Origin of the sequence: Spirochaeta isovalerica (assembly GCF_014207565.1) — a bacterium.
In the GTDB taxonomy this organism is placed as follows: domain Bacteria; phylum Spirochaetota; class Spirochaetia; order DSM-2461; family DSM-2461; genus Spirochaeta_F; species Spirochaeta_F isovalerica.
In genome coordinates, this window is the sequence record NZ_JACHGJ010000007.1 from 198,033 (window position 1) to 210,941 (window position 12,909).

The 12,909-nt window shown below is 47.7% G+C and carries 9 protein-coding genes; 5 read left to right on the forward strand and 4 right to left on the reverse strand.

Features of this window, described 5'->3' with window-relative positions; all coding sequences use genetic code 11:
- The first annotated feature begins 23 nt into the window (after positions 1-23).
- The 3 genes from pstB to HNR50_RS16835 all read left to right on the forward strand — a co-directional run bounded on the left by pstB (position 24) and on the right by HNR50_RS16835 (position 3,539).
- The gene (gene pstB, locus HNR50_RS16825) at positions 24-818 is read left to right on the forward strand and encodes a phosphate ABC transporter ATP-binding protein PstB (protein ID WP_343060219.1); all 795 of its coding nucleotides are present in this window, start codon (positions 24-26) and stop codon (positions 816-818) included.
- A 49-nt stretch (positions 819-867) separates the two neighbouring features.
- The gene (gene phoU / locus HNR50_RS16830; protein WP_184747956.1) at positions 868-1,524 is read left to right on the forward strand and encodes a phosphate signaling complex protein PhoU; all 657 of its coding nucleotides are present in this window, start codon (positions 868-870) and stop codon (positions 1,522-1,524) included.
- A gap of 197 nt (positions 1,525-1,721) precedes the next feature.
- Positions 1,722-3,539 (forward strand): methyl-accepting chemotaxis protein, encoded by a 1,818-nt coding sequence (locus HNR50_RS16835; protein ID WP_184747957.1) that lies wholly within the window; start codon positions 1,722-1,724, stop codon positions 3,537-3,539.
- On the opposite strand, the gene HNR50_RS16840 is transcribed toward HNR50_RS16835, so the two are convergent.
- The 3 genes from HNR50_RS16840 to HNR50_RS16850 all read right to left on the reverse strand — a co-directional run bounded on the left by HNR50_RS16840 (position 3,529) and on the right by HNR50_RS16850 (position 8,777).
- A complete protein-coding gene (locus tag HNR50_RS16840) occupies positions 3,529-4,764 on the reverse strand; it encodes an MFS transporter (RefSeq protein WP_184747958.1) in 1,236 nt (411 codons plus the stop codon). The genes HNR50_RS16835 and HNR50_RS16840 overlap by 11 nt on opposite strands.
- 202 nt (positions 4,765-4,966) lie before the next feature.
- Entirely contained in the window at positions 4,967-5,992 is a 1,026-nt protein-coding gene (locus HNR50_RS16845; RefSeq protein WP_184747959.1) for an adenylate/guanylate cyclase domain-containing protein, read from the reverse strand.
- Positions 5,985-8,777 (reverse strand): hybrid sensor histidine kinase/response regulator, encoded by a 2,793-nt coding sequence (locus HNR50_RS16850; protein WP_184747960.1) that lies wholly within the window; start codon positions 8,775-8,777, stop codon positions 5,985-5,987. The genes HNR50_RS16845 and HNR50_RS16850 overlap by 8 nt, the downstream gene beginning before the upstream one ends.
- Before the next feature lie 152 nt (positions 8,778-8,929).
- Here HNR50_RS16850 and HNR50_RS22775 point away from each other — a divergent pair, with 152 nt between their 5' ends.
- Both HNR50_RS22775 and HNR50_RS16860 read left to right on the forward strand, forming a co-directional pair.
- Positions 8,930-10,804, forward strand: a complete 1,875-nt coding sequence (locus HNR50_RS22775; protein WP_184747961.1) for a methyl-accepting chemotaxis protein — start codon at positions 8,930-8,932, stop codon at positions 10,802-10,804.
- The gene (locus HNR50_RS16860) at positions 10,805-12,163 is read left to right on the forward strand and encodes a PTS galactitol transporter subunit IIC (RefSeq protein ID WP_184747962.1); all 1,359 of its coding nucleotides are present in this window, start codon (positions 10,805-10,807) and stop codon (positions 12,161-12,163) included.
- Positions 12,164-12,253: 90 nt separating this feature from the next.
- Here HNR50_RS16860 and rbr read toward each other — a convergent pair whose 3' ends face one another.
- Entirely contained in the window at positions 12,254-12,826 is a 573-nt protein-coding gene (gene rbr, locus HNR50_RS16865; RefSeq protein ID WP_184747963.1) for a rubrerythrin, read from the reverse strand.
- Positions 12,827-12,909: the final 83 nt, after the last annotated feature.

Genomic DNA, 12,909 nt, shown 5'->3' on the forward strand with positions numbered 1-12,909 from the left:
CTCTAATGGAAGAAAACATGGAAATGAAAATTATGGAAAACAGTACTGCCGAAAAGGATTATGTAGTCTCGCTTAAGGACCTGAATGTATATTACGGCGATTTTCACGCAGTGGACAACGTCAACCTCAACCTCGAAAAAAACAAAGTTACAGCCCTGATCGGACCTTCGGGCTGCGGAAAGAGCACGGTTCTCCGCTCTATAAACAGAATGAATGAACTCCTGCCTGAAACAAAGGTTGAAGGCGAAATACTCTTCGACGGCATCAATATCAACCAGGCTAAAGTGGATGCCGTAGCCGTACGGAGACGAATCGGTATGGTGTTCCAGAAGCCCAACCCCTTCCCCAAGAGCATCTATGAAAACATTGCCTGGGGGGCAAAAATCAACGGGTACAAAGGCGATATGGATGAGCTGGTGGAAAATTCCCTGAAAAAAGCCGCTCTCTGGAATGAAGTGAAAGACAAACTGAAGCAAAGCGCCATGAGACTTTCGGGCGGACAGCAGCAGAGGCTATGTATAGCCAGAACCATCGCAGTAGAACCGGAAGTGATTCTGATGGATGAACCGGCCTCGGCTCTGGACCCCATTGCGACCGGACGGATCGAAGAATTGATCTTCGAATTGAAGGAAAACTTTACCATAGCCATTGTGACCCACAATATGCATCAGGCGGGACGTATCAGCGATTACACGGCCTTTTTCCTGGTCAACAATGACAGGAAGGGGCATCTGGTCGAATACGGTGTTACAAACGACCTCTTCCTCAATCCGAAAGACAAAAGAACCGAAGAATATATCAGCGGTAAGTTCGGCTGATATCCAGAGAGATCTGCTGAGGAAAAAGAATAAGGAGCTGTATAAAAACATGGAAGTCAGAACCCATTTTCACAATGAATTGAATAGAGTATTCCGGGACGTTATCACCATGGGGGATATGGTCCGGGAATTATTGAATAAAGGTCTGGACAGTCTGCTCAACGCCAATGAGATTCTGGCCAGCGAAGTCATAGAAGAAGACCAGAAAATCGACGAAATGCAGATGAAGATCGAGGATGAATGCACCCTGATCATCGCCAAGGAGACGCCGGTCGCTACGGAACTGAGGGAAGTCCTGACGGTGATAAAAATCGCCAATGAGCTGGAACGGCTGGGAGACCATGCCAAGCACATGGCCAAAAGAGCCGGAAAGGTCAGCACGGAAGGATTGAAAATCGCCGGGCCTACTCTTCAGGAAATGAACGATTTCGGCTGTCAGATGGTCAAGGAAGCCCTTGAGTCTTTTCTCGAGCTGGACTCGGCCTGGGCAAAGGAAATTGCCGAAAGAGACAATTTTATCGATCAGAAGTATTATGCGCTCTACGACAAGCTGATAGACGTGATCAAAGAAAAACCCTACAAAGCGGAGAATCTGGTTCCCCTGCTCTTCCTCAATCGCTATCTCGAGCGGATCGGAGACAGAGTCACCAATATCTGCGAGTGCATCGTCTACTCAAAGACGAACAAACACGTCGAATTAAACTAAAAAATCACCGCCCTGCCGTCGAGACTGGAAGCCTGATGTTGAGTTTCAAATCCGGTTTTCAGGATATCCTTTTTCAGATTCGCAGGGCGGTTTTCAATTAATAATAAACCAACAGGACGCTAACGGATTCCTAACCGGATAATCATAGGATAAGCCTATATAAAAAAGTAGCAACTTGAATCGGAAAGGATTATCTCATGGCTTTACGTCTCAGAACGAAACTGCTTCTCGGACCGACCATTCTGGCAGGCGCGATACTGCTTCTGGGATTGGTAGGCACCAGCACTACGCGAAAACAGGCGGAACAGTTCACCTCCTATGGAGAAATTGTCCCCTATATTGTCGAACTGGAAAACCTCAGGTACAGCCAGCAGAAGCTGATCAGCGGTCTCAACCAGCTTCTCAATCCCTTCAACGAACAGAAAGACTACGATATCATATTCAAAGACCTGGCAGGTGCCGAAAAGCTTTATACCTGGTCGCTCAGAAGTATTAAAGATTATCCCAAATCGGAAGAAGAGGAATCGCTTTATCAGGCCTTTCTTAAGAGCAATGAAGACTTTTATGTCATTATAAACAGGGTCATTCCCAATGCCAAAGGGCGGCTGAAAGCCGGACTGCCCAGGGAAATTGTCATCAATCAGATCAGTTTTCAGATCAGGGATGAAGGAACGGGAGATGTCTACAGAGAGACGGAAAAGAGGCTGTCCGAACTGCTTGATTTTTCGATCAACCACTATACGGTCGATGTCCTGCATGAACATATCGACAGATCCATAGCGATAGGCTACCGCTTTCTCATATATGCGGCAGCCGTTTTTGTCTCAGGCCTGATATTCGCCTGGATCTATTCCCTGAGGCTGAGCCGTCCCATCGGCAAAACCATCTCAGGCCTCCAGCCTCTTTCGACAGGAGACCTGACTAGAGAGATCGCCGTCGTCAGAAAGGACGAGCTGGGCGACATCAACAGGGGAATCAACACCCTTATTGTCAATCTCAGAAATCTGCTCAACGATCTCTGGTCAAAAATGAACCGCCTGAGCTCTATTGATGAAACGGTGGACCGGATCGCCAAAAGCACCGGCGCCGCCCTGACACAGATCAACGGGAATATAACATCGACGGAAGAGAGAATGAATGCCCAGCTGTCCCATGTGGAAGAAACGGAGCGCGTCATCGGGATTATGCAGGAAGGGGTTTCGAAACTGAAAGAGGACATCTTCAGCCAGACCGGCTCTGTGGAGGAAAGCGCATCGGCCATCGAACAGATGATGGTTTCATCGGCTTCCATCCGGAAAATGACCTTCAGCGCCGAAGAGGAAGTCAGCCATCTGGTCAGCGATACAAACAGCGGGAAAGAAAAAATAGACTCGGTTATCGGCACGGCAATAAAGATGGCGGAAAATTCCGGTTATCTTATGGAAGCGAACAAAGTCATCAACAATATCGCCTCACAGACAAATCTGCTTGCCATGAATGCCGCTATCGAAGCCGCCCATGCAGGTAGCTCCGGACGGGGATTCGCCGTGGTTGCCGATGAAATCAGAAAGCTGGCCGAGCAGTCTTCCTCCCAGTCCAGGGAGATGGCGGCCCGGCTTAAGGAAATAAAATCCTTTATAGACGAGGTAACCGATTCCAGCAGCCACGCGGGCACTGTATTCTCGGAAATCCACGATTCGGTAGGTCGAGTCAGCACGATCGTCGAGCATATATCCAACGCCATGAAAGAGCAGGAAAGCGGATCAGCCCAGATCAGCCGGTCCATGGTTCACCTGAGAGAAATCAGCAATTCGGTTAATATTAGCCGGGAAAACCTGGAACTGGGTAACGCGACCGTTTCGGAAACATTTATGGAATTGAAAGATATCAGCATGAAAGTAAAGGAAGCGCTGACTGAAGTTTACGAGGGCAACAGGGAGATAGGAGAAAATTTCTCACAGATGCGGGAAACCCTCAGGATCAGCCGGTCCGAATTGAACCAGCTGATAGAGGGAAGCCACTGGTTTAAGGTGTAGTTCTCTCAGCTTTGACCAGTACGGGAAAACTCGTCAGAGCGATGAGTAAGGCGAAGCCCATACCGAACCACCCGGTGTAACGGTAATGCCCCCAGAGGCTCTCCATAAAACTGAAAATCCAGGGACCCAGAGCGCTTCCGGCCACCATAAAGCTCATGGCCATGCCAGATATGGCTCCCAGATGCTCCCTTCCGTATAGCTTCGGCCAGGTGACCGATGTGATGACGCCGAACAAACCGTTGGCCACCCCCATACCGGCGAGAAGAAGAAAGAACGACAGACCGTTCCAGGGAAGAGAAATGGCCAGCCCGGCGAAAAAGGTGGAAATTGTGAAGATGTAAAAGATATATTTCATCTTAATCAGGTCACTGGCCCAGCTTCCTCCGAAACGGGCGAATACGGAAATGACGGAGATAGGCAGAAATATGGCCACGGCTTCAGCCGTATTCATTCCCAGCGAACCGAAGATGGATGTGACATGAAAGGTGAAAGCCGTATTGTAAAGTGCCCAGAAAAAGAGAATGGCCATATAAAACCAGAGCTGCGGATCCTTTCTGGCTTCTTCTAGTGTGTAATTCCTTACAGGAGAGCTTTCTCTTCCGGCTATTCCTGTTCTGAGTCTCACCCCTTCTTCCATTTCCACGGAACAGTCTTCGGGGCTGTCACGGAAAATGAAAAGGATAAAGGGAACGATGGCCGCAACAAGAACCACCCCCAGAACAAGCCAGGACCGTTGCCAGGAGGACAAATCGATAAGAGCCTGGAGAACCCGCGGCGCATAGGAAAATCCAAAAGACGTGACGATGCCCATCAGGGCGGCGGCGAATCCTCTATGTGTTTCAAACCAGCGCATGACCATCCCCCGGGAGACGAGAGTCAGAACCCCCTGACCGAAAAAACGGATACCGAGAAAACCGAAAATCATTAAGGCAAAAGCCGTACCCCTCTCAGGCAGTCCCGTCAGGGAGCTGATCGATTCAGTCAGCCACAGACTCCGGGAAAGAAGAATAAGAAACAGGCCGAGGAAAAAAGCCGAGCCGGCGGCTGCGACCCGGGCGCCGAATTTATCGTAAAAAATACCGGCTCTTGTCATAAGGAGCGAACTGGACAGCGTTCCTATCATGTATGCCGTGGAAATATCAATACGGCTCAGCCCCAGATTGGCAATCAGATGATCGGTATAAACGGAAACGCCCATGGTCTGGCCGGGTATGCTGAAAAGCACGCCGAGCGCTCCGGCGGCCAGTATAATCCATCCATAATAAAAGGGACTTTTCTTTACATCAAAGGGTATATGCCCGGGAATGAGATGATGCTTTGTTTGAGTTTTAATAGGAGTCTCCAGTTTTTGAAAGCCGCAATTACGGAAAAACGCGGCTCAGGTCTGTGAAGAATTAACATAATCGGGAGAAAAATACAAGGGAAGGCTATTTGAGAAAGAACATGTTCATCGAGCCTTTCCCTTTGACCATGATCGGTTCCCTTTCCTCGAAATCAAAGCGGTCCTTAACCAGCTCGTATGTGGTTTCTGAAATATTAATCCGACCCGGTTCGGAATTCGATTCCATCCTTGACGCCGTATTCACCGAATCGCCGAAAACATCGTAGATATATTTTTTCGTGCCGACGATCGCCCCCACGGCGTTTCCGCTGTGAATGCCGATCCGCACCCGCCACTGACGTCCCGTTTCCTGCCGGTAGGAATCTAGGTAGGAGATGATTTCCTGCGACGCCTTAATAATATTTTCCCCGTGACGGGAATCGGCTTCGGGGATTCCGCAGACCGCCAGATAGGCATCGCCGATGGTTTTGATACGCTCGCAGTTATTTCTCTCCATAATATTGTCAAATTCCGTAAAGAGCTCGTTCAGCTGTTCGATCAGCTCCTCGGGCTCAACTTCCGCCGACATGCCGGTAAAGCCTACGAAATCGGAAAAGAAAAAAGTGACATTGTCAAAGCGCTGCGGTTTGCTGACTCCCGTATCCTTCAATTCCCGGGCCACCGATTCGGGCAGAATATTTAGCAGGAGCTTCTCTGATTTCTCCCGCTCGATTTCCACATTGCGGAGGGCCTGGCGCAGACTGAGATGAGTACCGACCCTGGCGATCACTTCCTCTTTCTGAAAAGGTTTGGAAACGTAGTCCACAGCACCGGCTGTAAAACCCCTCACTTTATCTTCAATCTGGTTGAGGGCGGATATGAAGATGACGGGAATCGGAGCCGTATCGGGATCACTTTTCAGTCTGTCGATAGTCTCGTACCCATCCATACCGGGCATTTTGATATCGAGAAGAATCAGATCGGGCTGCGCTTTTTTCGCTATGGCTATGGCTCTTTCGCCGCTTTTAGCCTGAAGGGGATAAAACCCCTCTTCGGTGAGCGTTTCGGTCAGAACCCGGAGGTTTTCCTCGATATCATCAACGATGAGGATGCGCGATTTCTCTTCAGCCATTTTTTCTGTTCCTTATTTCTTCAATGAGATTTTCCAGACCGGCGTCATTAAAATTATCCGCATATCTGATAAGGATTGCAACCAGATCGGCCAGCCCGTCCCTGTCGGCAAAGGCCGAAGCCTGCTTCTTAAGAGCGGTAAAGTCGTTAATCAGAATTATATCGTCTAAGGCCTGTAGCTCTTCTTCGGTCAGCAATCCTGCGATCCGGTCAAAGTCGAGCTTATCGGGATCGGCCTGCTTCACGGCCTCCCCTGGCGCGGCTTTGTCATATTCAAAATCCACATCGGTTTTATCGGCGATGATTTTGTAGAGAGATTCCAGTTTGAAGGGTTTGGGGAGGAATCCGTCAAAGCCCGATTGGAAGATTTTCTGTTCGTCGTGACGGAAAGCGCTGGCGGTCAGGGCGAAGATGGTGATTTTCTTTCCCTGTTCCGTGTTTTTTATTATGCCGACGGCTTCGTATCCGTCCATCACAGGCATTTTGATATCCATAAAAATCATGGCGGGATCGAATTCGACAGTGCGCTCAACAGCTTCCTGGCCATTTTGAGCTTCCATAGTTATAAAACCGACATTTTCCAGCATGGTTTTGAGAATCAGGCGGTTGTTAACCTTGTCATCGACGATCAGGGCTTTGACAACCCGGTTTCCCTTAACGGCCAGTACTTTGCCGAGGCTCACTTCCTCTTCCGGAGCTTCTTCTGATACCTTGAGAGGCAGATCGAATGAGAATGTGCTGCCGCTTCCCGCTTCGCTCTGAATATCGAGTTTCCCGCCCAAGAGATTTATGAAACTGTTGGTTATCGCCAGGCCGAGGCCAGTCCCCCCCTCATGGTCCACATTGGAGGACTGCATAAAGGGCTGAAGGATTCTTCCGATTTCCTCTGAAGGAATACCCTTACCCGTATCGTTGACCGAAAAGCGGATGCGGCCTTTTTCCTCGCCCACGAGAATACTGATCCCCCCTTCGGAAGTGAATTTAACCGCATTGCCGATGATATTGATCATGATCTGGCGCAGCTTTCCCAGATCCCCGATGACATAAGGGGGAATATCTCCGGCATATTCCACATAGAACGACAGTCCCTTGGATTTGCATTTGAGAATAAACATATCCTTAAGGTCTTCCACAAAACGGTTGAGGTCGAACACAGTTTCGTGCACTTCCGTTTTACCCGATTCTATTTTGGAAATATCAAGAATATCATTAATAAGAGCCAGAAGGTGTTCGCCGCTGCGGGAAATGGTATTGATTTTTTCCAGCTGTCCATCGGTCAGATTTTTATCGGTACTGAGCAGCTGCGTGAACCCGAGCACCGCATTGAGAGGCGTTCTCAGCTCATGGCTCATATTAGCGAGAAACTCGCTCTTCATGCGATTGGCGTTTTCAGCCTGGACGCGGGCTTCCTTCAGCGTCTCTTCGAATTCGATCTGCCCAGCCACATCGCGGATAATCGCTGTGAAATGCAGTCCATGGGAAGTTTCGCTAATGCTGACATTAGCTTCAAAAGGCAAAGCCTTTCCCGATTTATGAACGCCTGTAAAGCGCTTTATTTTCCTGTCTCTATTAATGATGTAATCGGTAAAAGACTTACTGTCCGTCCTGCACGTCTCGCGGACCGAATCGGGCAGCGCAATAAGATCTATCATATTCACATCGGTCATCTCATCTGCCCCGTAACCGAAAAACTCTTCAGCAGCAGGATTAAAAACGTGGATTTCTCCATTTTCATGGAAGGAGATGATGGGATCGGCGGCGTACTCTACGATTTTCTCAAGCTTCTCCTCGGAACTCTTGAGCAGAAGGTTCTGTTTATCGATCAGTTTGTTTATTTCGCTGTAAATGGCCGAAAACTCATCGTTATTGACAATATCGATCTGACGACTGAGCTCGGGAACATCAGTATTGAGAGCTTCCAGTTTTTCCCGGACAGTATCGAGAGGATTCTTAAAGGTCTTTTTAATCTGGCGGAGAATATGGAAGACATAAAAACAGAAGAGAATAATCTTGGCAAACAGCACCCGGATAAGATCCTGAAGCCCTTCGTGCTCTCCCGTCATGCGAAACAGATCCGCTCCTTCCCAAAATTTATCCTGTGATATCAAATCGATATTTTCAGCAGATCCGATTAGATAAAAACTGGCCAGCGAATTGAAAATCTGAAAGAACAGAAAAAAGACGATAGCCGTCATGGACAAAATCAGTTTGGTATAAAAAGAAGAATACTTCTGATGGACTTCACATTGATCGGTGAAGATAAGCTTTTTTGCGGGAAAAAGCAGATTTTCCAGATTGAGATAGAGAATCACTCCTGTAAAAAAACCAGTGGAAACAGATTCGAGGATACGGACGAGAAACGGAACGGTTGTGCCCGAGTCTTTCATCGACCCGATCATGTTTCCGTATTGAAGACCGGCGCCTGTTAAGAAGAAAGCAATGGAGAGAAAAATAACAAAGGGAAGCAGCCAGTTGTATATTATAGCGGCTTTTTTTCGCATAAAGCGATCAGGCGCAGCGGTATGGCGGCATTCGCGGTTGAAGAGAAAAACCGGTTTCAGGAAAAAATAGATCAGGATATTGAAAAGGAGGAGAAGCATCCATAATGTGCCGCCGGTTGCTCTCCCCGAAAAGCTGTCGAAGCTTCTCTCAAGAGCGTCTCTCATGGCAGGCCCGTCCAATCCCGTGAGAAAAAGGATAGTAAGGGGTATAAAAAAAGTCATTTTCAATACATTGAAAACAAGAAACCGGGACCGGTTTCTCCTTATCTTCTTATGACGGGGCATATTGGACCTCTCCGAAGTAAATCTATGTACAGAAATATAATATCTTTTATCAAAAAAACCAAAAATATAGGCTTCTGCTTATATTCAGGTTTCAATATTTTGTCTTTTTCTTCATTATAACTTATGAATATACATATAAGGAAATGGTAATTGTGAACAAAAAGCATCTGAAAATATTCCGATGGCTCTGGATCGGATTTATGGTTCCGCCGGTCGTTTGGCTGTCGGCAGGGCTCTATTTTGAAATCTGGTCGGCCGGAGAGCTGATAAGAATCATGCTATCGCCCTACATCTGGATTTACGTCATACTGATTATTGGTGCTGTCACTTTCATCATGTACCGGGAAATCCGGAAGATTGATACATTCATCGATGAAAAGACAGGGGAGGAAAGGGCCCAGAAAGCTGTATACCGCATGCCTTTCATTTTTCTCCTGTCCATGACCTTTTACTGTATTGTCGGCCCCAATGTCGCACTTCTGGGGCAGACTCTCAACAATCCTTTTCTGGACCGGTTTGAATATATGCTGGCGGAATTGCTCGGTATCCCGCTGATTCTGCTTTTCTCCATACCCTTTTTTCTCCTGTATCTGAGAACTGTGGAAAACTACAGCAGGGAACTGCCTCTGCCGGCGGAAAAATACAGATTTATGCCTTTGAGTTCAAAGCTCTTCATTACCTTTCTCCTCAATCTCTTCGGCGGTATGCTGACGCTTTTCATTGCCGGAATGAGCCTCGTATACAAAGTCCCAGCCGAATCCATAGTTCAGGTGTTTCTATTCAAATCATCGATTGCGGCACTGCTGGTTTTTTCAATTTCCCTTATCAATCTTCTTCTGACCATTAAAGCGGTTGTGAATCCCATTAAAACCATGATTGAGGCCTTTACCGAGCTCTTTAAGAGCATTTCTGAAGGAAAAGGCAACCTGCAGATCGAGTTTAATGTCTCTGTGAGAGATGAAATAGGCTATGTATTCAATCAGTTCAGCCAGTTCATAGAGGGTTTTTCCGACCTTGTAAGGAAAATACAGATTACGGGAGAAAACTCGGAACATATGAACATGGAGCTGGCCCGGGTAATAAAAAACAACAGCCTTCAGCTCGACCGAGTCGCTCAGATGACCGGTTCGGTGGAACAGAATACGAACAGCCTCGAGGGTTCTCTGGATAAGATTTCACAGAGCAGCACGGATACGGCGGATTTTTTCGGAAAACTGGAAGAACAGCTTAATGAGCAGCGTCAGGTCTATGGTACGCTGAACAGCGAAAATGAGAATATTTCACGGGGAATCAAAGAGGAACTGGCGAAACTATCCCATCTGATTTCCCAGTTCGAGAACGTTCAGAGTTCCGCTCAGGAGGCGGAGAGATCTATGGTCAGCACCATTGCCAATGTAGAATCGCTGAACAAATCGACGATGATAATCGAATCGACGACCGGCTTGATCGACGATGTGGCTCAGAAAACCAATCTTCTGGCCATGAACGCTTCCATCGAAGCGGCCCATGCAGGCCAGTCGGGACGGGGGTTCGCTGTCGTGGCCGGCGAAATCAGGAAGCTGGCTGAAGAAACACAGAAAAACTCCAACAATATCAACTCATCTCTTCAGGACATGACCGAAGCGATTAACGCAACAACCGAATCTTCGACCCGCACGGAAAAAAGTCTCAAATCCATGATCGGGAAAATAAGCAATCTGTCCACTCTTTCCCTGCAGCTGGGAGAGTTCCTGACGTCAATACAAACAAGCTTTGCCGGATTGAACGGCAGTATGGAGCAGATGGACCGGAACATGAGCGGATTGACCGGCCGATCCTCCGATGTTAAAGTCAATCTGGAACAGTTTGTCGATGTTTTCCGGCAATTCTCCGAAAGCTTCGGCAAGACGAGAGTTACTGTTCAATCCGTAAAAAGAAGCCTCGACGAAGTGCAGGAAGCCATGAACCGGATGAATCAGCTTGGAAAGCAGACATCCGATTCCGTACAATCCATCCATAAAGTCGTCGTAGGATACGAGGTAAGGTAAATGGAAACTCTCAACAACATGCTGGAGGCATTTTTCCAGTTTAAAGCTTATGTAATGCTTCCGGTTTTTATCCTCATAATCGGATTGATAATAAGAATGAAAATCGGCCCCCTCCTGCGGTCGGCACTTCAGCTCGGCACAGGTTTTGCCGGCGTTTTTATTGTATTTTCCTTTTTCGTGGAGAACATTCAACCGGCGGTTCAGATGATCATGGTGGAAAGAGGACTCGACTTCCCCGTCCTGGATGTGGGCTGGCCACCTCTGGCGGCAATCACATGGAGTTCCTCCATCGCCCCTCTGACCATTCCGCTGGTCATAGCAATAAACATTATCATGCTGGCGACAAAACTGAGCCGCACCATTTACATCGATATCTGGAATTTCTGGCATATGGCTCTGATAGGCGCGATTCTGCTGGCTGTTTCAGATAATTACATTATTGCTTTTTCCGCGATTATTCTCATTGCTGTCTATACAATTAAAACTGCCGACTGGACAGCCCCTTATGTCAAGAGAGAGACCGGTATCGACGGCGTTACCATCTCTCCCATTTCAGTAATCGGCCTGCTTCCCTTCGCCGAACTGATGGACCGGCTCTACGAGAGGATTCCCGGGCTTAGAAACTGGAATTTCAATCCCCAGGACAACGATTCGAAATGGAAGCATATGGCCGACCCTACCATTATAGGTTTTTTAATGGGAGTCCTTCTGGGAGCGGCGGCGAAGTACAGCGTAAAAGACATTCTGGAGCTGGGAATCCATATTGCGGCTGTCATGTTCCTCCTTCCCAAATGCGGTGGTCTGATCGGCGAAGGGATAACGCCTGTATCCAATGCCATGAAGGATAAAATTCAAGCCCGATTTTCAGGAAAATCGGAGTTGTATGTAGCCGTCGACACCGGCATTCTCATGAACAACCGCTCCGTTATTGTTTCGGGATTGATTCTCATGCCACTGGCTCTTATTATCGCTCTGATAATTCCGGGAAACAGAATACTGCCGCTGGGGGACCTGCCCAACCTGATCTCGGTGATTTCCGTTACAGTTCTAATCAGTCGGGGGAATGTTATACGCAGCGTGCTGACGGGGATTCCCATAGTCATCACCTATATTCTGATCTCCGATTCCATGGCGGAACTCTACACCAATCTGTCGGTGGGAACAGGAATGGCATTCGGGGAGGGCCAGCTCATATCGGCATTTACCGACGGCGGTCACCATGCGAGGTTCTATCTCTATCAGCTTTTCAGCGGGAACATCATAGCTATAGCGGTCATACCGCTCATAGGAATCATGTTATTCCTGTCCCACAGAAAATACAAAAAAAACAGAGAGATAGAGGAATCGGAACTTTCATAGGATCATTTTCAAATAAAAAAACCCGGATCAGGCTTCAGATAAAGCCCGGCTCCGGTTTATGCGATCATTCGCTTCGTACCTGGTGTTTTTTTACCAGTTTTCAGCAAGCAGCTCGAAGTGTGCCTGAGGATGGGCACAGGCTGGACAGGCTTTGGGAGCTTCGGCAGCTTCCACGATATAACCGCAGTTGCGGCATCGCCACCATACGGATTCTGATTTCTTGAATACGGTACCTTCTTCTACGTTTTTCAGAAGACCGAGATACCGTTTTTCATGCTGTTTTTCTGCAATACATACAGCTTCGAAAACCTTGGCGACATTTTCAAAACCTTCCTCTCTGGCCTTTGCGGCGAAAGCGGGGTAAAGATCGGTCCACTCTTCATGCTCGCCGCCGGCGGCAGCTTTCAGGTTTTCTGCTGTCGAACCGATAACACCTGCGGGGAACGCCGCTGTGATCTCAGTCATACCGCCTTCAAGGAATTTAAAAAATCTCTTAGCGTGCTCTTTTTCCTGATCGGCCGTTTCTTCGAAGATATCGGCAATCTGAACCAGCCCCTCTTTTCTTGCAGCCCCTGCAAAGTAGGTGTAGCGGTTTCTTGCCTGAGACTCTCCTGCGAAAGCTTTCAGCAGATTTTTTTCCGTTTCTGTTCCTTTAATAGACATTTCACTCTCCTTGTAAAAATCATTTATTTGATTGATTGCGGACAATATAGTTTAATAATAGTATAGAATAAGAAAAAAAGGGG